This window comes from Streptomyces sp. SS1-1 (genome assembly GCF_008973465.1).
Taxonomy (GTDB): domain Bacteria; phylum Actinomycetota; class Actinomycetes; order Streptomycetales; family Streptomycetaceae; genus Streptomyces.
The window spans coordinates 5,493,608-5,517,312 of the sequence record NZ_WBXN01000004.1; the positions used below are offsets into that span (position 1 = coordinate 5,493,608).

24 protein-coding genes are annotated in these 23,705 nt (G+C 71.8%); 17 read left to right on the top strand and 7 right to left on the bottom strand.

The genetic code is table 11. The annotated features are described in order from the left end of the window. Positions 1-119: 119 nt before the first annotated feature. Positions 120-971, top strand: coding sequence for a sulfurtransferase (locus tag F8R89_RS26585; RefSeq protein WP_151786303.1), 852 nt, complete (start codon positions 120-122; stop codon positions 969-971). Between the two features lie 74 nt (positions 972-1,045). On the opposite strand, the gene sepH is transcribed toward F8R89_RS26585, so the two are convergent. The 3 genes from sepH to F8R89_RS26600 form a co-directional block, all read right to left on the bottom strand. Further along, complete coding sequence (sepH, locus tag F8R89_RS26590) at positions 1,046-2,098, bottom strand: septation protein SepH (protein WP_151786304.1); 1,053 nt, start codon at positions 2,096-2,098, stop codon at positions 1,046-1,048. A 426-nt stretch (positions 2,099-2,524) separates the two neighbouring features. Beyond that, positions 2,525-3,844, bottom strand: a complete 1,320-nt coding sequence (locus F8R89_RS26595) for a D-arabinono-1,4-lactone oxidase (RefSeq protein WP_151786305.1) — start codon at positions 3,842-3,844, stop codon at positions 2,525-2,527. Continuing rightward, positions 3,804-5,042, bottom strand: coding sequence for an MFS transporter (locus F8R89_RS26600; protein WP_151786306.1), 1,239 nt, complete (start codon positions 5,040-5,042; stop codon positions 3,804-3,806). The genes F8R89_RS26595 and F8R89_RS26600 overlap by 41 nt, the downstream gene beginning before the upstream one ends. 179 nt (positions 5,043-5,221) lie before the next feature. Between F8R89_RS26600 and F8R89_RS26605 the strand changes: the two genes are divergently transcribed. Beyond that, entirely contained in the window at positions 5,222-6,349 is a 1,128-nt protein-coding gene (locus F8R89_RS26605; RefSeq protein WP_151786307.1) for a ferrochelatase, read from the top strand. Between the two features lie 8 nt (positions 6,350-6,357). Further along, positions 6,358-7,173, top strand: a complete 816-nt coding sequence (locus F8R89_RS26610) for an inositol monophosphatase family protein (RefSeq protein ID WP_151786308.1) — start codon at positions 6,358-6,360, stop codon at positions 7,171-7,173. 69 nt (positions 7,174-7,242) lie between these two features. Here F8R89_RS26610 and F8R89_RS36305 read toward each other — a convergent pair whose 3' ends face one another. Then, entirely contained in the window at positions 7,243-7,416 is a 174-nt protein-coding gene (locus tag F8R89_RS36305; RefSeq protein ID WP_192806237.1) for a hypothetical protein, read from the bottom strand. A 435-nt stretch (positions 7,417-7,851) separates the two neighbouring features. Here F8R89_RS36305 and F8R89_RS26615 point away from each other — a divergent pair, with 435 nt between their 5' ends. From F8R89_RS26615 to F8R89_RS26630, 4 genes are all read left to right on the top strand, one after another. Next, a complete protein-coding gene (locus tag F8R89_RS26615) occupies positions 7,852-8,505 on the top strand; it encodes a response regulator transcription factor (protein ID WP_003993508.1) in 654 nt (217 codons plus the stop codon). Between the two features lie 6 nt (positions 8,506-8,511). Continuing rightward, positions 8,512-9,771, top strand: coding sequence for a sensor histidine kinase (locus F8R89_RS26620; RefSeq protein WP_151786309.1), 1,260 nt, complete (start codon positions 8,512-8,514; stop codon positions 9,769-9,771). 414 nt (positions 9,772-10,185) lie between these two features. Then, positions 10,186-10,482, top strand: coding sequence for a DUF4193 domain-containing protein (locus F8R89_RS26625; RefSeq protein ID WP_005481602.1), 297 nt, complete (start codon positions 10,186-10,188; stop codon positions 10,480-10,482). A gap of 13 nt (positions 10,483-10,495) precedes the next feature. Further along, entirely contained in the window at positions 10,496-11,413 is a 918-nt protein-coding gene (locus F8R89_RS26630) for a hypothetical protein (protein ID WP_151786310.1), read from the top strand. 49 nt (positions 11,414-11,462) lie between these two features. On the opposite strand, the gene F8R89_RS26635 is transcribed toward F8R89_RS26630, so the two are convergent. Further along, entirely contained in the window at positions 11,463-11,924 is a 462-nt protein-coding gene (locus F8R89_RS26635; RefSeq protein ID WP_151786311.1) for a DUF3093 domain-containing protein, read from the bottom strand. Positions 11,925-11,982: 58 nt separating this feature from the next. Between F8R89_RS26635 and F8R89_RS26640 the strand changes: the two genes are divergently transcribed. The 6 genes from F8R89_RS26640 to F8R89_RS26665 all read left to right on the top strand — a co-directional run bounded on the left by F8R89_RS26640 (position 11,983) and on the right by F8R89_RS26665 (position 16,674). Next, complete coding sequence (locus tag F8R89_RS26640; RefSeq protein WP_151786312.1) at positions 11,983-12,567, top strand: PaaI family thioesterase; 585 nt, start codon at positions 11,983-11,985, stop codon at positions 12,565-12,567. Then, entirely contained in the window at positions 12,564-13,124 is a 561-nt protein-coding gene (gene dut, locus F8R89_RS26645; protein ID WP_151786313.1) for a dUTP diphosphatase, read from the top strand. The genes F8R89_RS26640 and dut overlap by 4 nt, the downstream gene beginning before the upstream one ends. 1 nt (position 13,125) lies before the next feature. Then, complete coding sequence (locus tag F8R89_RS26650; protein ID WP_151786314.1) at positions 13,126-13,884, top strand: DUF3710 domain-containing protein; 759 nt, start codon at positions 13,126-13,128, stop codon at positions 13,882-13,884. A gap of 173 nt (positions 13,885-14,057) precedes the next feature. Then, on the top strand, positions 14,058-15,224 hold the full coding sequence (locus F8R89_RS26655; RefSeq protein ID WP_151786315.1) for an alginate lyase family protein: 1,167 nt from the start codon (positions 14,058-14,060) through the stop codon (positions 15,222-15,224). Between the two features lie 250 nt (positions 15,225-15,474). Continuing rightward, positions 15,475-15,873 (top strand): OB-fold nucleic acid binding domain-containing protein, encoded by a 399-nt coding sequence (locus tag F8R89_RS26660; RefSeq protein ID WP_115504840.1) that lies wholly within the window; start codon positions 15,475-15,477, stop codon positions 15,871-15,873. Between the two features lie 3 nt (positions 15,874-15,876). After that, positions 15,877-16,674 carry a DUF3159 domain-containing protein gene (locus tag F8R89_RS26665; RefSeq protein WP_151786316.1) on the top strand — a complete coding sequence of 266 codons (798 nt, stop codon included), beginning with the start codon at positions 15,877-15,879 and terminating at the stop codon, positions 16,672-16,674. An 83-nt stretch (positions 16,675-16,757) separates the two neighbouring features. Here the strand turns inward: F8R89_RS26665 and F8R89_RS26670 are convergent, their stop codons facing one another. Continuing rightward, the gene (locus tag F8R89_RS26670) at positions 16,758-17,435 is read right to left on the bottom strand and encodes a potassium channel family protein (RefSeq protein WP_151786317.1); all 678 of its coding nucleotides are present in this window, start codon (positions 17,433-17,435) and stop codon (positions 16,758-16,760) included. After that, positions 17,435-18,106, bottom strand: coding sequence for a potassium channel family protein (locus F8R89_RS26675; RefSeq protein WP_151786318.1), 672 nt, complete (start codon positions 18,104-18,106; stop codon positions 17,435-17,437). The genes F8R89_RS26670 and F8R89_RS26675 overlap by 1 nt, the downstream gene beginning before the upstream one ends. 328 nt (positions 18,107-18,434) lie before the next feature. On the opposite strand from F8R89_RS26675, the gene F8R89_RS26680 reads away from it, so the two are divergent. The 4 genes from F8R89_RS26680 (at position 18,435) to F8R89_RS26695 (ending at position 23,702) form a co-directional block, all read left to right on the top strand. Further along, complete coding sequence (locus F8R89_RS26680; protein ID WP_151786319.1) at positions 18,435-20,483, top strand: APC family permease; 2,049 nt, start codon at positions 18,435-18,437, stop codon at positions 20,481-20,483. Between the two features lie 113 nt (positions 20,484-20,596). Then, positions 20,597-21,925: a class I SAM-dependent RNA methyltransferase gene (locus F8R89_RS26685; RefSeq protein ID WP_151786320.1), complete on the top strand. Its 1,329-nt coding sequence runs from the start codon at positions 20,597-20,599 to the stop codon at positions 21,923-21,925. Positions 21,926-22,245: 320 nt separating this feature from the next. Further along, a complete protein-coding gene (locus F8R89_RS26690; protein ID WP_151786321.1) occupies positions 22,246-22,746 on the top strand; it encodes a VOC family protein in 501 nt (166 codons plus the stop codon). After that, positions 22,743-23,702 carry a hypothetical protein gene (locus F8R89_RS26695; RefSeq protein WP_151786322.1) on the top strand — a complete coding sequence of 320 codons (960 nt, stop codon included), beginning with the start codon at positions 22,743-22,745 and terminating at the stop codon, positions 23,700-23,702. Before F8R89_RS26690 ends, F8R89_RS26695 begins: the two co-directional genes overlap by 4 nt. Positions 23,703-23,705: the final 3 nt, after the last annotated feature.

Here is a 23,705-nt window from a genome sequence, read left to right on the forward strand (position 1 = left end):
GATCTCGATCGGCTGTACAGCTTGTGCCCGATCCCATACGCCTCGTGATCGGGCCTGTCCGGCGGGCAGATTAACCGGCGCGAGCCGTCGCGGCCACCCTGTGCGCGAGGATGGGGACCATGAACGCCATCATCTCCGCATCAGAACTGGCCACCGCCCTTGCGGGCGACCACCCGCCGGTGCTGCTCGACGTCCGCTGGCAGTTGACGCTCGCCACGGCGTCCGGTGAACCGCCGTTCGACGGCCGCGCGGCGCACGCGGCCGGGCACGTCCCCGGTGCGGTCTACGTCGACCTGGACCGGGAGCTGGCGTCCGAGCCGGGCCCGCGCGGCCGTCATCCGCTGCCGGACCTGGCCGTGTTCGGCCGGGCGATGCGGCGGGCGGGCGTGTCCTCGACCCGTCCCGTGGTGGTGTACGACGGCGGGCAGGGCTGGGCGGCGGCCCGTGCCTGGTGGCTCCTGCGCTGGACCGGGCACCCCGACGTCCGCGTCCTGGACGGCGGGCTGCCCGCCTGGGAGGGGCCGCTGGAGACGGCCGTACCGGCCCCGGCGGAGGGCGACTTCGAGCCGGTGCCGTCGGCGACGGGGCTGCTCGACGCGGACGGCGCCGCGGCCCTCGCGCGGTCCGGTGTGCTGCTGGACGCGCGGGCGGGGGAGCGGTACCGCGGTGAGGTCGAGCCGATCGACCCGGTCGGCGGGCACATCCCGGGTGCCGTGTCGGCGCCGACGAACGAGAACGTGGGCCCGGACGGCCGCTTCCTGCCCGCCGGTGAACTCGCCGCCCGTTTCAAGGAACTGGGCGCCGTCGAGGGCCGGGACGTCGGTGTGTACTGCGGCTCGGGTGTGTCGGCGGCCCACGAGGCGCTGGCGCTCGCGGTGGCCGGCGTCCCGGCGGCCCTGTACGTGGGGTCGTGGTCGGAGTGGTCCGCGGATCCGGCCCGCCCCGTGGCGGTCGGCCCGGACCCGCAGTGACGAGCGAGGGCCGCGTCGTCCGACGCGGCCCTCACACAAAGACGTTCGACGAGTGAACGCGTCCCGCCCGCCCGCTACTCCTGCTTCTTCCGCCGCGTGCCGAACACGATCTCGTCCCAGCTCGGCACGGCGGCCCGGCGGCCCGGGCGGACGCCGTCCGCCTCGGCCTGACGGTCCGTGGCACCGATGAGCCGGTCGCGGTGGCTGCCGACGGAACGCGGCATCAGGACGTCCGCGTACGCGGACCCGGCCGACGCGGCGGGCGCCGGGGGCTCCTCGGCCTCCGGCTCGGCCGCGGGCTCCTCCGGGTCGGGCTCGGTGGGCCGCTCCGGGACCACCAGGTCGCCGCGGAAGCTCGGCACCGCCTCCAGCAGGCTGGTCAGCGAGTCCCGTTCCTCCGTCATCTCCTCGGCCGGCTCGGACGCCTGCGCGGGCAGGCTCGGCCGCTCCAGCGCACGGTCCAGCGCGCGGTCCATCGTGCGCTCCGTGCGCTCACGCGGCAGCCGGGCGATCCGGGGCACGAACGGGAAGCTCGGCTCGGGCGCGGCGAGGTCGTCGGACTCGCCGATCAGCGAGCGCGCCTCGTCGTCGACGGCCTGGACGAGCCGCCGCGGCGGGTCGTACGTCCAGCTCGCCGAGTGCGGTTCGCCCGCCACCATGTAGACCAGCAGCACTTCCCAGGTGCCGTCGTCGCGGCGCCACGAGTCCCACTGCACGGTGTCCTTGTCGGCGCCGCGCAGCAGCAGCCGCTCCTGGACGGCCTCGCCGAGCTGCGGCCCCGCCGCGTTCTCGCCGGGGCGGCGGACCGGGGTCTTGCGGGCGCGCTCGGCCATGAAGGCGCGCTCGGCGAGCACGGGGCCCTCGAAGCGCCGGACACGGTCGACGGGGATGCCGGCGAGCTGCGCGACCTCTTCCGCGGTCGCACCGGCTCGTATACGCGCCTGGATGTCGCGGGGGCGGAGATGGCTCTCCACCTCGATCTCGATCTGGCCGAGGCGGGGACGGTCGCCGCGCACGGCGGCGCGCAGCCGTTCGTCGATCGGAAGGGTGTACTCCGTCGCGTCGGCAGCCTTCAGCACCAGCCGTGTGCCGTCATTGGAGACGGCCACGACACGCAGTTCGGGCATGGGGACCTCCCGGGTGGTGCCTGCCGACGTCACGTGCGTCGCTGCTTCCGCTAGTCGAGTGTGGCCTGCCCGGGTGCAGCCTGCCACAACCTTGCCGAGTTGCCCGGCGTGTCGGGCCAGGGCCCTGGATCGCCGTTATGGCACGGTTACCTATTCGCAACGCTAAGTGACGAACTCCGTCACCCTGTGCAACTAGCCCCCTCCCGGCGGTCCTTGGTGGCCACGGACGCCCAGGCGGGAGACCGGACCCAGGGCTCGCAACACTAGCCCATTTGGGCCACGTGCGGGGATTGGCACGCCGCCCAAGTTCTGGCAAGAAGCGTGACTCGGCCGTCCGTTGAGCCCTCCGAGGATCTTGGACGTGGCGCACTTCACGCGATGCGCAGAAACGGAGCGAATGGTTTCCGTGAGGGTGGGTGCCCCCGATCAGGCTCCCAACACCCGGCGCAGGTAGTCGTTCTGGAAGAGGCGGTCGGGGTCCAGGCGGTCCCGCAGCGCGGTGAACTCGCCGAAGCGCGGGTAGACCTTCGCGAGGTACTCGGCGTCCCGTGTGTGCACCTTGCCCCAGTGCGGGCGTCCCTCGTGCGCGGTGAAAATGCGCTCGGCGGCGGTGAAGTACCGCTGGTACGGCGTGCCCTTGGCCATGTGGACCGCGATGTACGCGCTGTCGCGGCCGGACGCGGTGGACAGCGCGATGTCGTCGGCGGGTGCCGTGCGCACCTCGACGGGGAAGCTGATCCGCAGCCCCGACCCGTCGACCATGGCCTTCAGTTCGCGCAACGCGTCCACGACGGCCGCGCGCGGGACGGCGTACTCCATCTCCACGAACCGGACCCGGCGCGGCGATGTGAAGACCTTGTAGGGAATGTCCGTGTACGTCCGCGCCGACAGCGCCGTGCTGGAGATCCGGGCGATCGCCGGGATCGCGGCGGGTGCCGCGCGGCCGGTCCACTGGGCCACCTGGAAGACGCCGTTGGAGAGGAACTCGTCCTCGAACCAGCCCTTCAGCCGGGACACCGGCTGCTCGGGGCCCGCGCTGCGGTTGTTGCGCTTGGTGTTGGTGTTGCCGGTGTGAGGGAACCAGTAGAACTCGAAGTGCTCGTTCTCGGCCCACAGTTCGTCGAACTCGGCGAGCACCCGGTCGAACGGCATCGGTTCCTCGCGGGCCTGGAGCAGGAAGACCGGCTCCACGGCGAAAGTGATCGCGGTGACGATCCCGAGCGCGCCCAGGCCGATCCGGGCCGCCGCGAACACCTCGGGGTTCTCCTCGGCGGAGCAGCTGAGGACCGAGCCGTCCGCCGTGACCAGCTCCAGGCCCTTGATCTGCGCGGCGATCGAACCGGACTCGCGGCCGGTGCCGTGCGTGCCGGTGCTGGTGGCGCCGGAGACCGTCTGCTCCATGATGTCGCCCATGTTGGTGAGGGACAGACCCTCGCGCGCCAGCGCCATGTTGAGCCGCTTCAGCGGGGTGCCGGCCTCCACCGTGACGGTCATGGCCTCCCGGTCGACGCTCCGGATGCCGGTCAGCAGCTGCGGGCGCACCAGGACGCCGTCGGTGGCCGCGATGGACGTGAAGGAGTGGCCGCTGCCGACCGCCTTCACCTTCAGGCCGTCCTCGGCGGCCCGGCGTATCGCCCCGGCCAGCTCCTCCACCGACGCCGGGGAGACCTCCCGCGCGGGGCGCGCCGCCACATTGCCGCCCCAGTTACGCCACGTGCCGTTCTTCGCGCTCGCCGTGCTGCCCAACGGTGCCTCCCCGACGTGGCGCCGGCCTGCTGAGCCGGCGGTACCCCAGGAAACCGACCGCGACCGCGGCGGCCCCGGACACCGCCGGGACCACGTACCCGGCGTCCGCTCCGGCCGCGTCGATCACCCAGCCGGCCACGGACGAGCCGAGCGCGACCCCGACCGCGAGCCCGGTGCTCACCCAGGTCATGCCCTCGGTCAGTTGCGCGCGTGGTACGTGCTGCTCGATCAGCGACATGGTCGTGATCATCGTGGGAGCGACGGCCATGCCGGCGACGAACAGCGCCACGGCCAGAAACGGCAGGTTCCCGACCAGTAGGAGGGGGATCATACTCACGGCCATCGCGCATATGCCCAGCAGCCAGCGAGGTTCGGGCGCCCCCGCGAAGCGCAGCAGCCCGAAGACGAGGCCCGCCGCGCAGGAACCGGCCGCGTACAGCGCGAGCACCACGCTCGCCGCGCCCTTGTGCCCCTGCTCCTCGGCGAAGGCGACGGTGACCACGTCGACGGCCCCGAAGATCGCGCCCGTCGCCACGAAGGTGGCCACGAGCACCTGGAGTCCGGGTGCGGCGAGCGCGGTGCGGCCGCCCTGGCGCTCCCGGGGGTGCGGGGCCGGCTCGGTGGCCCGCTGCGCGGTCAGCCAGAAGACGCCGGCCGCCAGGAAGCATCCGGCCAGCAGCGGCCCGGCCTCCGGGAACCACGCCGTGGACAGCCCGATGGAGAGGATCGGCCCGAAGATGAAGCAGACCTCGTCGATCACCGACTCGAACGAGTACGCGGTGTGCAGCTTCTCCGTGCCCCCGTACAGCGCGGCCCAGCGGGCCCGGACCATGGCCCCGACGCTGGGCACGCAGCCGATGCCGACGCAGGCCGCGAACAGCACCCAGTCCGGCCACGCGAAGTGGGCGGCGACCAGCAGCAGGGCGGCCGCGGCGAGCGAGAGCAGCGTGGCAGGGCGCAGCACCCGCCGCTGCCCGTGCCGGTCGACCAGCCGGGAGACCTGGGGTCCGGCCACGGCGGCGGAGAGCGCGATGGTCGCCGACAGGGCGCCGGCGAGGCCGTAGCGCCCGGTCAGCTGCGAGACCATCGTCACCACGCCGATGCCCATCATCGACAGCGGCATCCGCCCGAGGAGGCCCGCGCTGGTGAAGCGCTTGCTGCCGGGAGCGGCGAACAGGGCGCGATAAGGGCTCGGCACGGCGGACTCCGGGCGGGCGGGAGCGGCGCACAGCGGCGGCTCGGCGGACGGAAAGGCTCGGCACGCTGCACGGATGTCCGGCACGACGTACGAGTTAGGTAAACCTAATGTACTCGTCCGGCTGAGCGGGGCACCCGGTCGGTCGCCCCGCTGTCCGTGCCGGATGACAGGATCGACCCATGCCAGATCCGCGAGATGCCAGCCCCTACGACGCCCTGCTCCTGCTCTCCTTCGGCGGCCCCGAGGGCCCGGACGACGTGATCCCCTTCCTGGAGAACGTCACCCGTGGCCGGGGCATCCCGAGGGAACGTCTGAAGGAGGTCGGCGAGCACTACTTCGGGTTCGGCGGTGTGAGCCCCATCAACGCCCAGAACCGCGCCCTGCTGGACGCCCTGCGCAAGGACTTCGCCGACCACGGGGTGGACCTGCCGGTCTACTGGGGCAACCGCAACTGGGCGCCGTACCTGACGGACACCCTGCGCGAGATGGTCGCCGACGGCCGCCGCCGGATCCTGGTCCTCGCCACCAGCGCCTACGCCTCCTACTCGGGCTGCCGCCAGTACCGCGAGAACCTCGCCGACGCGCTGGCCGCCCTGGAGGCGGAGGGCCTGGAACTGCCGCGGATCGACAAGCTGCGGCACTACTTCAACCACCCCGGCTTCCTGGAGCCGATGATCGACGGCGTGGTCGAGTCCCTCGCCGACCTGCCCGAGGAGGTCCGCGCGGGCGCCCACATCGCCTTCTCGACCCACTCGATCCCGCTGTCCGCGGCCGACACCTCCGGCCCGGTCGAGTCCCACGGCGACGGCGGCGCGTACGTCACGCAGCACCTGGACGTGGCCCGCACGATCGCCGAGGCGGTCCGGGAGCGCACCGGCGAGGACCACCCCTGGCAGCTCGTCTACCAGTCCCGCTCCGGCGCCCCGCACATCCCGTGGCTGGAGCCGGACATCTGCGACCACCTGGAGGAGCGGCACGCGGCCGGCGTCCCCGCGGTCGTGATCGCCCCCATCGGCTTCGTCTCCGACCACATGGAGGTCCTCTACGACCTCGACACGGAGGCCAGGGCGAAGGCGGAGGAGCTGGGCCTGCCGATGCGCCGTTCCGCCACCGTCGGCGACGACCCGCGCTTCGCCGCCGCCGTCCGCGACCTCGTCCTGGAGCGGGCCGCGGTCGAGCGGGGCGAGGAGGTCAGGCCCTGCGCGCTCGGCGCTCTCGGCCCGAGCCACCAGCTGTGCCCGGTGGGCTGCTGCCCCGCCCGCACCCCCAGGCCCGCCGCGGCCGGCGCCGACAGCCCCTACGCGTGAGGAGTCCCGTGACCGACGCCCAGCCCTCGGACCTGCTCGCCCTGGCCCGCGAGGCCGCCCGCCGCGCCGGCGACCTGCTGCGTGACGGGCGCCCGGCCGACCTGGCCGTCGCGGCGACGAAGTCCAGCCCGATCGACGTGGTCACCGAGATGGACATCGCGGCGGAGAAGCTGATCACCGACGTGATCTCCGCCCGCCGCCCGCAGGACGGCTTCCTCGGCGAGGAGGGCGCCGCCACCGAGGGCACCAGCGGCGTCCGCTGGGTGATCGACCCCCTGGACGGCACGGTCAACTACCTCTACGGCCTGCCGACCTGGTCCGTCTCCATCGCCGCCGAGCAGGACGGCGAGACGGTCGCCGGGGTGGTCGCGGCGCCCATGCGCGGCGAGACGTACCACGCGGTGCGCGGCGGGGGAGCGTGGGCGACCGGCCCGTGGGAGCGCGAGCGCCGGCTCACCTGCCGTCCCACGGCCCCCCTGGACCAGGCGCTGGTGTCGACCGGCTTCAACTACGTGAGCGAGGTCCGCACCCACCAGGCCGAGGTGGCCCGGCGGCTCATCCCGCTGCTGCGGGACATCCGGCGCTCGGGCTCGGCCGCGATCGACCTGTGCGATCTCGCGGCGGGCCGCCTGGACGGCTACTACGAGCGCGGGCTGAACGCCTGGGACGTCGCGGCGGGCGACCTCATCGCGCGGGAGGCGGGCGCGGTGACCGGTGGCCGCCCCGGTGAGCGCCCCTCACGCGATCTGACGGTGGCGGCCACCCCCGGCGTCTTCGAACCCCTCCAGCGGCTCCTGGAGGACTTCGGCGCCTGGCACGACTGAGCCGCCGTCCGCACGCGCGAGGGCCCCGGTGCTGGATTCACCGGGGCCCTCGTGTGTGCGCTGCGGCGGTCAGACGGTGGTCGCGCCGACCTCCACGCCGTGCTCGGCGGCGAGGCGGCGCAGGTCGTCGAGCTCTCCCTGCTCGACCTCGACGAGGAACTCGTCGCCCTCGTCGCGGGCCCGCGTCAGGTCGGACTCGGTCGCCTTTATGCGCTGCAGAAGTCCTGCGGTGAAAGCGTCCATGCTGCGCCCCCTCGTCCTGGGTCGTGGGTCGGTGGCACGGGGGTGTGCCGTCGGAAGGGACGATCACGTCTCCAGTGGATGCCCAGCGCTGCCCGAGCCGGGCGGCGACGGTGCCGGACACCCACCACCACTCTGCGGAAGCGGATCATCCCGTACCGCACGTGGTGCGGCACAAGCAGAGCGTGATCGCGGGGTGTACATGCCGTCCTCCCCCTGCCGTCTTCCTCGGAAACCTCAACCCGCGCGAAAAATCTGGCATTCCCGAGCGGCCGCCCCGTCTTCCCGGGTTTCGCGCCGGTCCCCGTCGCCGTCCCCCCGTCTTACCGCCGACTTATGGCCGAAAAGGGCAGGATGGAGCCCTACGGACCCGACCCACACCCCTGCCCGCGCGCGCCGCCGCGCGCTACGCGGGTGGACACAGGAAGGACAAGCGACGTGCGCGTACTCGTCGTCGAGGACGAGCAACTGCTCGCCGATGCGGTGGCCACCGGACTGCGCCGGGAGGCCATGGCCGTCGACGTCGTGTACGACGGTGCGGCCGCCCTGGAGCGCATCGGCGTCAACGACTACGACGTGGTCGTCCTCGACCGCGACCTCCCCCTGGTGCACGGCGACGACGTCTGCCGCAAGATCGTCGAACTCGGCATGCCCACGCGCGTGCTGATGCTCACGGCCTCCGGCGACGTCAGCGACCGCGTCGAGGGCTTGGAGATCGGCGCCGACGACTACCTTCCGAAGCCCTTCGCCTTCAGCGAGCTGATCGCGCGCGTCCGGGCCCTCGGCCGCCGCACCAGCGTGCCGCTGCCGCCCGTCCTGGAGCGCGCCGGCATCAAGCTGGACCCCAACCGCCGCGAGGTCTTCCGCGACGGCAAGGAGGTGCAGCTCGCCCCGAAGGAGTTCGCCGTCCTGGAGGTGCTGATGCGCAGCGAGGGAGCCGTCGTCTCCGCCGAGCAACTGCTGGAGAAGGCGTGGGACGAGAACACCGACCCGTTCACGAACGTGGTGCGGGTGACCGTCATGACCCTGCGCCGCAAACTCGGTGAGCCGCCGGTGATCGTCACCGTGCCCGGCTCCGGTTACCGGATCTGACCGGCGATGGCAGCGACACCCGCACCGCCCGCCACGCCGCCCAAGCCGACGTGGGACCCGCGCAAGCCGGACCAGCCCTTCCCCTGGCTGCGCCCGACGATCCGCATACGGCTCACCCTGCTGTACGGCGGCATGTTCCTGATCGCCGGCATCCTGCTGCTGTCGATCATCTATCTGCTGGCCGCACAGGCGCTGCGCACGGGCAACGAACCGCTGTTCAAGATCGTCCAGTTCCAGAGCCTCAAGATCACCAGCAACAACTGCCCGGGGATCTCGTCGCTCAACTCGGCGGGCGACCTGTCGCTCGCCGAGTTCAACGACGCGATCAACGCGTGCATGGACCACGAGCGCAAGGCTGCCCTGGACAACCTCCTCAGCCGCTCGCTGCTGGCCCTGCTCGGCCTCGCCGTGATCGCCTTCGCGTTCGGCTACGCCATGGCCGGCCGTGTGCTCTCGCCGCTCGGCCGGATCACCCGCACCGCCCGCGCGGTGGCCGGCTCGGACCTGTCCCGCCGTATCGAGCTGGACGGACCGGACGACGAGCTGAAGGAGCTCGCCGACACCTTCGACGAGATGCTGGAGCGGCTCCAGCGGGCCTTCACGGCCCAGCAGCGCTTCGTCGGCAACGCCTCGCACGAGCTGCGCACCCCGCTCGCGATCAACCGGACCCTCCTGGAGGTCCACCTCTCCGACCCGGGCGCGCCCGTGGAGCTCCAGCAGCTCGGCAAGACGATGCTGGCCACCAACGAGCGCAGCGAACAGCTCGTGGAGGGCCTGCTGCTGCTCGCCCGCAGCGAGAACCAGATCATCGAGCGCAAGCCGGTGGACCTCGCGGAGGTGGCCGAGCAGGCCGTCGACCAGGTCCGCGCGGAGGCCGACGCCAAGGGCGTGACGATCCGCGGCGAGCACAGACCAGCGGTCATACAGGGCAACGGCGTGCTGCTGGAGCGGATCGCGCTGAACCTCGTGCAGAACGCCGTCCGGTACAACGTGCCGGAGGACGGCTGGGTCGAGGTCACCACCGAGGTCCGGCACGGGCAGGCGGTGCTCGTCGTGACGAACACCGGGCCGGTGGTGCCGGCGTACGAGATCGACAACCTCTTCGAGCCCTTCCGGCGGCTGCGTACCGAGCGCACCGGCAGCGACAAGGGCGTGGGCCTCGGGCTGTCCATCGTGCGGTCCGTGGCCCGGGCCCACGGCGGGCACATCGCGGCGGAGCCGCGCGAGGGAGGTGGTCTCGTGATGCGGGTGACGTTCCCGGTCTGAGAGCATGTGCACCGACACGGACCGACACACGGCACTCCGTGGGCTTGTTCGCTTTGCGCGGAATTTTCACACCGCCCCGGAAGGGAACCCGTGTGTGATCGATCACAAGGACGGTTTTCCGGCCATCTACTGTGCGTGATCATGTGACCGGTCGGAAAGCCGGGAAAATCCGGGTTTTCGGGGGTCCTGATCACGGGAAGTACACGGTGAGATGCCTTTGAACAGCGGCATTAGGACCGTGTACGGTCCCGTTCGCCATCCAAGCCGATCACTCTTGAGGAGTCCGGTTGGGTGTCGATTGAGTAACAGACCTTGATGTGAGGCAAAATCTCCGCCTCGGGTCGGGCACAAGTCCGGCCTCTCACGCGTTACGTGCGCTGGAGACACCGCAGACACCCAGAGGGGGAGAGCGACATGGCAACGGATTACGACACCCCACGCAAGACCGACGACGACGTCGATTCGGACAGCCTTGAGGAGCTCAAGGCCAGGCGTAACGACAAGTCGACCTCCGCAGTGGACGTCGACGAGTTCGAGGCCGCGGAAGGCCTCGAACTGCCCGGCGCGGACCTCTCGAACGAGGAGCTGGCCGTCCGGGTGCTGCCCAAGCAGCAGGACGAGTTCACCTGCATGAGCTGCTTCCTGGTGCACCACCGCAGCCAGCTGGCCCGCGAGAAGAACGGCCAGCCGATCTGCCGCGACTGCGACTGAGGACGGGTCGGGCATGACCGGCTCGACCCCTCCTCGGAAGCGCCGCTTCCTGCGGGGAGCGGACCCCGGGCCGTCCGACGGCCCGCACGGCGCGCGTGACGACGAGCGGGGCTCACCCGACGAGGGAGCCTCGCTCGATCCGGCGTCCGCCCTGGCTGTGCCCGCCCCGGCGCAGGCTCCCGCGACCCGGCGCCGGGCGGCGGTGATGCGGGAAAGGGCCGCGCAAGGCGTCCGCAAGGGCGGCAGCCGCGCCAGAGCCGGCCTCGGCTACCTCGCCGACCGCCTCATCGAGTACGCCCCGCGCATCCCCGTACGCGACCTCGCGACGCTGCGCCGCCAGTTCCCGGGCCTCGGGCCCGAGGAGATCGCGGACAAGCTCGTGGCGGGCGCCGCGAACGCCAGCTCCACGGTCGGGGCGGGCGTCGGAGCCGCGGCGATGCTCCCGGTGCCGCCCGCGATGCCCACCGAACTGGCCGCCGAGATCACCGGCGTGGCCGCGATCGAGCTGAAGCTGATCGCCGAACTGCACGAGGTGTACGGCGTACGCCCGCCCGGCAACCTCCGGGAGCGCAGCACCGCCTATCTGTCCTCGTGGACCGAGGAACGCGGCATCGACCCCCTCAAGCCCGTCACGATCAACGCGGCGCTGGGCGGCCAGATGAAACGCGAACTGCGCCAGCAGATCATGAAGCGCATGGTGCGCAACCTGCCGAACCTGATGCCCTTCATGGTCGGCGCCGCCGTGGGCGCGGTCATGAACCGCCGGGACACCAGAAAGCTCGCGGCGCGCATCCGCGCGGACCTGCGCAAGGTGCGCGTGCCCTGGGAGGAGTTGCCGCAGCTGCCGCCGCTGGAGCGGCCGGAGCAGCCCCTGGACCTGGACGAGATCCTGCCCGAGCGCGGCCACAGGGGGCTGGGCGGTCCGGCCTGAGCCGTCAACGCGACCGGCCGGTCGAACTCCCGCCTCGGGGAAGCGAGAATTACGCCGCCGACCGGGCCGTCCGGATCGCTTCCGCCAGCCGCTCCGGCTCCCGCGTCGACAGATACAGGTACGGCGTCGGGTCCTCGGGGTCGGTGACCTCCACGCGCAGGGCCGTCGGGATGTAGGCCCGCAGCAGCAGGAAGGCGCGGGTGTCGGCCTTGTACGTCCGCCAGGCGCGCGCCTCCTCACGGTCCAGGATCCACGCCTCGCCCAGCGCCCGCACCGGGATCCGGGCGTCGCCCGCGATCAGCGCGTCGCCCACCACACGGATGCGGACCGAGCCGTAGGAGCTGGCGACGACCGCCGCCGCGGCGGTGCCGCCGACCAGACCGGCGAGCATCGGCAGGGTGCCGAACGGCAGCAGGACCAGGGCCAGGGAGAGCCCCACCAGGAACGAGACCAGCCACCACGAGCGCGGGGCGGTGAGACGTTCTTCGTACGGGGCGGCGGAGAGCTGCATGGATCCAAGCTTGGCACGGTGTCGGGACTCGGCCGACGCGCGGGTAAGGTCTGCGCCTGTGAGAGGTACTTCCCCAGCTCTTCAGCCTCCGGCCGACGCCGTGGAACCCGTACGGCACCCGGAGGCTCCCGCGCCCGGCGAGCTCCTGGGCGCGCACTACGGCGAGTGTTTCGGCTGCGGCGACGAGCAGCCGCACGGGCTGCATCTGCAGGCCCGGGCGGGGGACGGCGTCAGCGTCACCGCCGAGTTCACCGTGCGGCCCGCCCACCAGGGCGCCCCCGGCCTCGCGCACGGCGGCGTGCTCGCCACCGCCCTCGACGAGACCCTCGGCTCGCTGAACTGGCTGCTGCGCACGATCGCCGTGACCGGACGCCTGGAGACCGACTTCGTGCGGCCCGTCCCGGTCGGCACGGTCCTGCACCTGGAGGCGGAGGTGACGGCGGTCGCGGGCCGCAAGATCTACTCCACCGCCACCGGGCGGATCGGCGGGCCCGACGGCCCCGTGGCGGTCCGGGCCGACGCCCTCTTCATCGAGGTGAAGGTCGACCACTTCATCGACAACGGCCGCCCGGAGGAGATCCAGGCGGCCATGAACGACCCGGACACGGTGCGCCGGGCCCGCGCCTTCGAGGTGAACCCGTGAGCCGCGCCCCCCTGGACGTCCTCATCCGGCGCGTCGATCCGGACGTACCGCTTCCGGCGTATGCGCACCCCGGGGACGCGGGCGCCGACCTGCGGACCACCGAGAGCGCCGAGCTGGAGCCGGGGGAGCGGGCCGTGCTGCCCACCGGGGTGTCCATCGCCCTGCCCGAGGGGTACGCGGCGTTCGTGCACCCCCGCTCCGGGCTGGCCGCCCGCCTCGGTGTCGCCCTCGTGAATGCCCCGGGGACGGTTGATGCCGGGTACCGTGGGGAGATCAAGGTGATCGTGGTGAATCTCGACCCGCGCGAGTCCGTGCGGTTCGAGCGCTTCGACCGGATTGCCCAACTGGTTGTCCAGCAGGTCGAGAGGGTTCGCTTCCAGGAGGTCGCGGAGCTTCCCGACTCGGCACGGGCCGAGGGGGGCTTCGGGTCCACCGGCGGTCATGCCGAGGTGGGCGGCGAAAGCGCCACAAGCGATACAGGCGATGGGGCCGCCGTTGGCGGCGCTACGGGTGGGAATCGATACGCTTCGGTCGTATCCGACCGGGAAGGACAGTGACGTGTTCGGACGTCGCAAGAAGAAGGGTGCCGCCGAGGACGCGGCCGGCGAGCCCGAGCAGGTCGTCGACATCGACACTGAGGCGGACGACGACGGCACGCGCGAGCGCGTACGGCTCGAGCCGGGACCGCGTCCCGACGGGCCGTGGGACAGCTCCGAGGTGAGGGACCCCGGCGAGGGCCGGGTGGACCTGGGCGGCCTGTTCGTACCGGGCGTCGACGGCATGGAGCTGCGGGTGGAGGTCGCGGGCGACGCCATCGTCGCGGCGACCGTCGTGCTGCGCGACAGCGCCATCCAGCTCCAGGCCTTCGCCGCCCCCAAGCGCGAGGGCATCTGGGGCGAGGTGCGCGAGGAGATCGGCTCGGGCATCACCCAGCAGGGTGGCATCGTCGACGAGGTCGAGGGCCCGCTCGGCTGGGAGCTGCGGGCCCAGGTGCCGGTGCAGCTGCCGGACGGCACGGGCGGTTTCCAGGTCGTGCGGTTCGTCGGTGTGGACGGCCCCCGCTGGTTCCTGCGCGGGGTGATCTCGGGCCAGGGCGCGGTGCAGCCGCAGGCGGCCGGTCTGCTCGAGCAGATCTTCCGGGACACGGTCGTGGTCCGTGGCGAGGGCCCGATGGCCCCGCGCGACCCGATCGTCCTCAAGCTGCCCGACGACGCGCAGATGGTCGCCGAGGGCGTCCAGCAGGAGGAGGCGGGTTCCCGCTTCTCCGGCGGCATGGGCCAGCTCCAGCGCGGACCGGAGATCACCGAGGTCCGCTGAGCCGGAGGCCGAGGGCCGTACCCCGTCGGGGGTGCGGCCCTTTCGCATGCCCGCACTCCTTCTCATGCGTGAACCCTTGACGGCCCAATGGTCTGTACCTACCGTCTCGGCTCAGCGCGCCTGTTCATAAAGGCGCTTCACGTTCACATACGAGAACGGAAGGCCCCCCACGCATGCGCAGAACCGCTCTCCTCGCCGTCGCCGCCGCCCTCCTCGCCACCGCCCTCGTCCGGCCCGCCGGCGCCGCCCCCACGACCTTCACCCACCCCGGAGTCACCGTCTCCAAGGCCCAGTTGGACTTCGCCCGCTCCCGGGTCCAGGCCGGCGCCCAGCCCTGGAAGGGCGCCTACGACCGGATGATGGCGAGCAAGTACGCCGACCTGAACCGCGCCCCCAAGCCCCGTGCCGTCGTCGAGTGCGGCTCGTACTCCAACCCCAACAACGGCTGCACCGACGAGCGCGAGGACGCGATCGCCGCCTACACCCAGGCCCTCGCCTGGTACGTCACCCGCGACGAACGGCACGCCCGCAAGGCCATCGAGCTCATGGACGCCTGGTCCGCCGTGATCAGGGACCACACCAACAGCAACGCGCCCCTGCAGACCGGCTGGGCCGGCTCCTCCTGGCCCAAGGCCGCCGAGATCATCAAGTACACCTACGGCGGGAACTGGGCGAACTCCGGCCGGTTCGCCACGATGCTGCGCACCGTCTACCTGCCCGAGATCATCAACGGCTCGAACTCCAACGGGAACTGGGAGCTGTCGATGATGGAGGCCGCCGTCGGCATCTCCGTCTTCCTGGAGGACAAGGCGTCCTACGACAAGGCCATGGCGAAGTTCCGCACCCGGACCGCCGCCTACGTCTACCTCGACTCCGACGGCGCCCTGCCGAAGACGGTGCCCAGCCAGAACCTCGACACCCGGCAGAAGATCGTCAACTACTGGCAGGGACAGGGCACCTTCGTGAACGGCCTCACCCAGGAGACCTGCCGCGACCTCACCCACACCGGATACGGCATCTCCGCGATCTCCCACGTCGCCGAGACCAGCCGGATCCAGGGCCAGGACCTCTACGGCACCGACGTCGGCGAGCGGCTGCGGCACGCGCTCGGCTTCCAGGCCAAGTACGAGCTCGGCGCCGCCGTGCCCTCCTGGCTCTGCGGCGGATCGCTCCACCTCGGCCTCGGCCCCGTCACCGAGGTCGGGCACAACGCCCTGGCCAACCGGCTCGGCCACGCCATGACCAACACCGAGGCGCTGAACCAGCGCAACCGTCCCTCCGGCACCAACAACCTCTTCGTCGCCTGGGAGACCCTCACCCACGGCGACAACCCGGCCTGACCACCCCCCACGGGTGGCGGCGGTGGCGCCGGGACCGCGTCAAGGGCGCCGCCGCCGCTTCACCCGCCCCACAGCGCCCCCGCCGGCCGGCGGGGGCACAGTCGGCCGCCCGCGGGCCGGGAGTCCCTGACGCGGCGAAGGAGCGCGCCGCCGGGCCCTTCCAGCGGTACGGCGGCACCCCCGTGAGCATCGTCACCGAGCCGGGGGCGGGCTGTCGGTTCGGGAGGCCGGGCCCGGTACGCTTCAAGACATGACTGCTGTTCCTCGTTCGGAAAAGGCGGTGGGCCGGTTCCGGCGCATGCTCGACCGGCTCTCCTCGTCGCAGGAGGACCTGGAGTCCGAGGAGCTGCGTGAGGACGCCGAGACCGCCGGATGCACCAAGATCGGTGACTGCCGGGACCGTCAGATCGTGACGGTTACTGGTACCTTGCGCACGGTCACCCTGCGGCCGCGCGCCGGAGTCCCGGCCCTGGAGGCCGAGCTGTTCGACGGCACCGCCGCGCTGGACGTGGTGTGGCTCGGCAGGCGCTCCATAGTCGGCATAGAGCCCGGACGCAAGCTGATCGCATCCGGCAGGATCGCCATGAGCCGGGGCCGCCGGGTGCTGTTCAACCCGAAATACGAACTGAGACCCCTCGGACGGGAGTAGCCGGTGACGTCGCTCGACAAGCCGACCGAAGACACCACCGCAGACGCCGGGCACGACTCCCGCGCGGTGACGGAGGCCGCGCTGTTCGAGGCCTTCGGCGGCATGCGCGGCATGATCGAGACGGTCCTGCCGGGCCTGCTCTTCGTCACGATCTACACGATCGACAAGAACCTGCACATGTCGGCCCTCGCGGCCCTCGCGGTGTCCGTCGTGCTCGTCGTGGTGCGCCTGGTGAAGCGGGACACGGTCAAGCACGCCTTCAGCGGTGTCTTCGGCGTGGCCTTCGGTGTCGTCTTCGCGATGATGACCGGCAACGCCAAGGACTTCTACCTGCCCGGCATGCTCTACACGCTGGGCCTCGCCCTCGCCTACATCATCACGACGCTGTGCGGCGTCCCCCTGATCGGGCTGATCTTCGGGCCGGTGTTCAAGGAGAACCTCTCCTGGCGCACCCGCAACCCCGGCCGCAAGAAGGCGTACGCCAAGGCCAGTTACGCCTGGGGCACGATCCTGCTCGCCAAGTGCGCGATCCTCTTCCCGCTGTACTGGTGGGCCGACACCACCCAGCTGGGCTGGGTGCTGGTCGCCCTGAAGATCCCGCCGTTCCTGCTGGCCGTCTGGCTGACCTGGGTGTTCCTGGCGAAGGCCCCGGCGCCGATCGACGTCTTCGCGGAGATGGAGGCGGCCGAGAAGGCCGAGGAGGAGCGCCTGGCCGCGACGGCCGCCGAGACCGGGGGGACCGGGGCGGCCGGGGAGGCCGGGGGGACCGCCACCGGCGGGCGGCACCGCCGCGACGCCTGAGACACCCGGGATTCCTGGGACCGAGACGACGGAGGGCGCCCCGCACACGCGGGGCGCCCTCCGTCGCCGTAGGAGTCGCGGGATCAGCCGGCCGTGTCCTCACGGCGGACCGACAGCAGGTCCTCCAACTGCTCCTCACGCGCCTGCGCGGCCACGAAGAGGAGCTCGTCGCCCGCCTCCAGGGAGTCCTCCCGGGACGGGGTCAGCACGCGGGTGCCGCGGATGATCGTGACCAGGGACGTGTCCTGGGGCCACTCCACGTCGCCGACCTGCGTGCCGGCCAGGGCCGACTCCTCCGGCAGCGTCAGCTCCACGAGGTTGGCGTCGCCGTGGCTGAAGCGCAGCAGACGCACCAGGTCGCCGACGCTCACCGCCTCCTCGACCAGGGCCGACATCAGACGCGGCGTGGAGACCGCCACGTCCACGCCCCAGGCCTCGTTGAACAGCCACTCGTTCTTCGGGTTGTTCACCCGGGCGACGACCCGCGGGACGCCGTACTCCGTCTTCGCCAGCAGGGAGACGACCAGGTTGACCTTGTCGTCGCCCGTCGCGGCGATCACCACGTTGCAGCGCTGCAGCGCCGCCTCGTCCAGCGACGTGATCTCGCAGGCGTCGGCCAGCAGCCACTCCGCCTGCGGGACGCGCTCGACCGAGATGGCGGTCGGCGCCTTGTCGACGAGCAGGACCTCGTGCCCGTTCTCCAGCAGCTCGCCCGCGATCGAGCGGCCCACCGCGCCGGCACCGGCAATGGCGACCCTCATCAGTGACCGCCCTCCTCATCAGGGCCCTTGGCGAACGCCGCCTCGACCTTGTCGATCTCGTCGGTGCGCATCATCACGTGCACCAGGTCGCCGTCCTGCAGCACCGTCTGCGAGGTGGGCAGGATCGCCTCACCGAGGCGGGTCAGGAACGCCACCCGCACGCCCGTCTCCTCCTGGAGCCTGCTGATCTTGTGGCCCACCCACTCCGCGGAGGTGTGCACCTCGGCGAGCTGCACCCCGCCGGTGGGGTCCCGCCACAGCGGCTCGGCGCCCGAGGGCAGCAGCCGCCGCAGCATCTGGTCGGCCGTCCAGCGGACCGTCGCCACGGTTGGGATGCCGAGGCGCTGGTAGACCTCGGCGCGCCGCGGGTCGTAGATCCGCGCCGCGACGTTCTCCACGCCGAACATCTCGCGGGCCACGCGCGCGGAGATGATGTTGGAGTTGTCCCCGCTGGAGACGGCCGCGAAGGCGCCCGCCTCCTCGATGCCGGCCTCGCGCAGCGTGTCCTGGTCGAAGCCGACACCGGTGACCCGGCGGCCTCCGAAGCCCGGGCCCAGCCGGCGGAACGCGGTGGGGTCCTGGTCGATCACTGCGACCGTGTGCCCTTGCTGCTCCAGGGTCTGCGCCAGAGCGGAGCCCACCCTGCCGCAACCCATGATGACGATGTGCACGGTCCTACCCCGCACTCCTCGATAGGCGTCCGACTTGCGTGAACGTGGCGCTCATAACTCTTCTCTCGAATCGCCGGGCAACAGGCGCGGTCCGGTCGCAGACCGCTGGGCAACATCATGCCGGGCTTTCCCGCCGATGATCCCCCGCGGTTCGCATCGTGGGCCCGGCGGTCCCCGCGCCGGGGTCCCGCGCGCACCCACGGTCCAAGGTAACGTCCGGGCCCCGCCGCCCCGGCCGACGGCGCGGACGCAGGTCACGGCGGTGCGCCGCGCACGGCGATCCCCCGGATGTGCTTCGCCCCTGGCCGTGGGCATACGATTCTCTGTTGTGTCCAAACTGACCGACGTGCCCAAGCGGATCCTCATCGGGCGCGCCCTGCGCAGCGACCGGCTGGCGGAAACGCTCCTGCCGAAGCGCATCGCCCTGCCCGTGTTCGCGTCCGACCCGCTGTCCTCGGTGGCGTACGCGCCCGGCGAGGTGCTGCTGGTCCTCTCCATCGCGGGTGTGTCGGCCTACCACTTCAGCCCCTGGATCGCCGCCGCGGTCGTCGTGCTGATGTTCACGGTGGTCGCCTCCTACCGGCAGAACGTCCACGCCTACCCGAGCGGCGGCGGCGACTACGAGGTGGCCACCACCAACCTCGGGCCGAAGGCCGGGCTCACGGTCGCGAGCGCGCTGCTCGTCGACTACGTCCTCACCGTGGCCGTGTCCATCGCCTCCGGCATCGAGAACCTGGGCTCCGCGATCCCGTTCGTCGTCGAGCACAAGGTCGAGTGCGCGGTCGCCGTGATCCTGCTGCTCACCGTCATGAACCTGCGTGGCGTCAAGGAGTCCGGCGGGCTGTTCGCCATCCCGACGTACGTGTTCGTCGCCGGCGTCTTCGTCATGATCGCGTGGGGCGCGTTCCGCGGGATCGTCCTCGGCGACACCATGCGGGCACCCACCTCGTCGTTCGAGATCAAACCCGAGCACCAGGGACTCGCGGGCTTCGCGCTCGTCTTCCTGCTGCTGCGCGCCTTCTCCTCCGGCTGCGCCGCGCTCACCGGCGTCGAGGCGATCTCCAACGGCGTCCCGGCCTTCCGCAAGCCCAAGTCGAAGAACGCCGCGACCACGCTCGCGATGATGGGCCTGCTCGCCGTCACCATGTTCTGCGGCATCATCGCGCTCGCCATGGTCACCAAGGTCCGCATGGCCGAGAACCCGGCCGTCGACCTGGTCAAGGACGGCGCCGCGGTCGGCTCCGGCTACGTCCAGAACCCGGTCATCACACAGGTCGCCGAGGCGGTCTTCGGCAAGGGCACCTTCCTCTTCGTGGTGCTCGCCGCCGCCACCGCCCTCGTGCTGTTCCTCGCCGCCAACACCGCCTACAACGGCTTCCCGGTGCTCGGCTCGATCCTCGCCCAGGACCGCTACCTGCCGCGCCAGCTGCACACCCGCGGCGACCGGCTCGCCTTCTCCAACGGCATCGTCCTCCTCGCCGGCGCCGCCGCCCTCCTCGTCTGGATCTACGGGGCCGACTCCACCCGCCTCATCCAGCTGTACATCGTCGGCGTCTTCGTGTCGTTCACGCTCAGCCAGATCGGCATGGTCCGGCACTGGAACCGGCTGCTCGCCACGGAGAAGGACCAGGCCAAGCGGCGCCACATGATCCGCTCCCGCGCGATCAACACCTTCGGCGCCTTCTTCACCGGCCTCGTCCTCATCGTCGTCCTCCTCACCAAGTTCACCCACGGCGCCTGGGTGGCCCTGCTCGGCATGGTCATCTTCTACGGCACGATGACCGCGATCCGGCGCCACTACGACCGGGTCTCCGACGAGCTCGCCGCCCCCGAGGAGCCCGGCGACGACAGCGCACGGCCGTCCCGGGTGCACTCGATCGTCCTGGTCTCCAAGATCCACCGTCCCGCGCTGCGCGCCCTGGCCTACGCCAAGCTGCTGCGCTCGGACACCCTGGAGGCGCTCAGCGTCAACGTCGACCCGGCCGAGACCAAGGCGCTGCGCGAGGAGTGGGAGCGGCGCGGCATCGACGTACCGCTGAAGGTCCTCGACTCGCCCTACCGCGAGATCACGCGGCCGATCATCGAGTACGTGAAGGGGCTGCGCAAGGAGTCCCCGCGCGACGCGGTGTCCGTGATCATCCCCGAGTACGTCGTCGGCCACTGGTACGAGCACCTGCTGCACAACCAGAGCGCGCTGCGCCTGAAGGGGCGGCTGCTGTTCACCCCCGGCGTCATGGTCACCTCGGTGCCCTACCAGCTGCAGTCCTCCGAGGCGGCCAAGCTGCGCGCCCGCCGGCGCGGTGAGTGGAACGCCCCCGGTTCGGTGCGGCGCGGACCGGCGCAGGAGCGGCCGAAGGAGCCCGAGACCCGGAAGTGACCGGGCCGGGACGAGGTGCCCCGGGACGCACGTAGACTGGTGGGCTGTTGTCGGGCCCACCGGGAGCCGCGTGCCCGGGCCCTCACCCCCACTCGATCTGGAGTCACCCCACCATGCAGGCAGAAGAGAAGAAGTCGCTGGTGGGGGAGGAGTACGAGGTCGAGATCGGCCCCGTCGCCCACGGCGGGCACTGCATCGCCCGCACCGACGCCGGCCAGGTCCTGTTCGTCCGGCACACCCTGCCCGGCGAGCGCGTCGTGGCCCGAGTGACCGAGGGCGAGGAGGGCGACCGCTTCCTGCGCGCGGACGCCGTGGAGATCCTCACCGCGTCCAAGGACCGCATCGAGGCGCCCTGCCCGTTCGCCGGCCCCGGCCGCTGCGGCGGCTGCGACTGGCAGCACGCCAAGCCCGGCGCCCAGCGCCGCCTCAAGGGCGAGGTCGTCGCCGAGCAGCTCCAGCGGCTCGCCGGGCTGTCCCCGGAGGACGTCGGCTGGGACGGCACGGTGATGCCGGCCGAGGGCGACAAGCTGCCCGCCGGACAGGTGCCCCAGTGGCGCACCCGCGTGCAGTACGCCGTCGACGCCGACGGGCACGCCGGACTGCGCCGGCACCGCTCGCACGAGGTCGAGCGGATCGACTACTGCATGATCGCCGCCGAGGGCGTCAGCGAGCTGGGCATCGAGAAGCGGGACTGGTCCGGCATGGCGTCGGTGGAGGCCATCGCGGCGACCGGCTCCCAGGACCGGCAGGTCATCCTGACGCCCCGGCCGGGAGCGCGCCTCCCGATCGTCGAGCTCGACCGCCCGGTCTCGGTGATGCGCGTCGGCGAGAAGGACGGCGGCACGCACCGGGTGCACGGCCGCCCCTTCGTCCGCGAGCGCGCCGACGGCCGGACGCACCGCGTCGGCAGCGGCGGCTTCTGGCAGGTCCACCCGAAGGCCGCCGACACTCTGGTGACGGCCGTCATGCAGGGCCTGCTGCCCCGCAAGGGCGAGATGGCCCTGGACCTGTACTGCGGCGTGGGCCTCTTCGCGGGCGCCCTCGCCGACCGCCTCGGCGACAAGGGCGCGGTCCTCGGCATCGAGTCCGGCAAGCGCGCGGTGGAGGACGCCCGGCACAACCTGGCCGAGTTCGAGCGGGTCCGCATCGAGCAGGGCAAGGTCGAGTCGGTCCTGCCGCGCACCGGCATCACCGAGGTCGACCTCATCGTCCTGGACCCGCCGCGCGCGGGCGCCGGCCGCAGGACGGTCGAGCACCTGTCGTCCCTGGGCGCCCGCCGTATCGCCTACGTGGCCTGCGACCCGGCGGCCCTGGCCCGTGACCTGGCGTACTTCCGGGACGGGGGGTACCGGGTGCGGTCGCTGCGGGTGTTCGATCTGTTTCCGATGACGCATCACGTGGAGTGCGTGGCGATCCTGGAGCCGGCTGGGAAGCGCTCCTGACCCGGGGTCTCGCCTCACTCTCGTACGCTCCGGGAATCGGTCGACCTGCTCACCGAAGTGCAGCACGTCGAACGCGTCGCACGCTGTCTCCGGAACCGCCGGCTCCGGCGATCGGGCCGGGGAGGCTGATCGTCGTGGTGAGAGCCATCGCGCAGTGCGCACCCCCGTCCACCGTGGCACACGCCCTCCGGGTACGGCGAAGGCGTTGTCGCAGGTAGGTGTCCCATAAAGCGGGGAAGTCTCCGGATCGGCGGCGGCGGCCATCATGACTGGGCGACAGAAGTGTCCGGTTGTGCTTCCCTCCGCTGGAGTGATGAGACATGAACGAGACGCCATCGGCCGTCACCGTGGCGGCCCCCGTCCGATCTCCCAGACCGCGGTTTCATCACGTCGGAGTGCAGACGACCGACCTCGCGAACAGCGTCCGCTGGTACGAGGACTTCCTCGGCTGCCGGCAGGCCTGGTCGCTCGACCGGTTCTCGGAACTGACCCGCAGCCGCCTGCCGGGCATCCGCGAGCTGACCGAGATGGTCCTCGGCGACATCCGGATCCACCTCTTCGACCGGCCCGGACGGAGCAGTGACCCGTCCGAGAGCGCCGTGCAGTTCCAGCACTTCTGCTTCAGCGTGGACGCTCCCGAGGACCTGGTGCGGCTGCGCGAGCGCTGGATCGAACTGCACGGCTCAGGCCGTTACACGTTCGCGCTCGACGAGCCGCCGACCGACATCGTCGTCGACGCCGACGGGGTGCGGAGCTTCTACGCGTACGACGTGAACGGCCTGGAGTTCGAGTTCACCCACGTGCCGGACGGCCAGTCATGAAAGCCACCACCAGCGGCGCGTTGTGCGATCTGCCGTCCGTGGGGCGCTGGGACTTCGGTGGCTTCGCCTACGCCACCGAGCCCCTGGTCCTGCCGGGCGTGGGCGAACCCGACGGCCCGGCCGGTGACGGTCCCGCGGCGGACTACGCCGGGAGCTGCCGGCATCTGGCCGCGCTCGGGCAGCGGGGGCTGCTCATCCCCGAGGTCGCGCCCTGCGAGTCGCCGGAGGAACTGTTCTGGTTCCGCTGGCTGACCGGGCATCAGGTCTGCTTCATCGTGTGGCGTCTGATCGCCCAGCTCGTCGACGACCTCGCCGAGGGGCGTCGCCCGGCCGCCGAGGCGCTGCCCCTGATCAGCCGTTACGTGGACGGCTACTCGGCGATGCTGCTGTACACCGGGTCCTGCCCGCCCGACCTCTACAACACCCTGATCCGGCCGAGCATGCGCAGGCGGCACCGGGCCTTCAGCGGCGCCTGGGCGCCGGACTACTGGCCCATCCGCGATCTGTTCCGCCGCCGCCGGCTGCCGGGTGCCGCCGACGCGGACGCCGGTGAACTGCGCGAGTCCATCAGCCTGTTGCACCTCGTCCATGACGGCGTCGCCGCGCGGCTCGTCGCCAACGGCAGGTCGCTGCTGCGCGAGGCGGCCGTCCGCGGCCCCGGGCACCGGCCCGCCGGGCTCATCTACGACGCGTACTTCACGACGCTGCGCGCCCCGGTCACCCGGCACGAGGTCGTGGCCCAGCTCCTGCGCCGGCTCGTGGCCATCGCCCAGGACGTCGCCGCGAACGACCTGTACGCGGCCGACGACACCGTCCGGCCCGCCGAGCTGCGGACGGCCGAAGTGATCAAGTGCGAGAACGGGCTGGTCGACATCCTGCACGGAGTCGCCCAGCAGGCGTCCGACCTGCCGTCCCAGGTGCTGCCGGCCCCACGCCCCGGCACGACGGAGGAGTGAGCC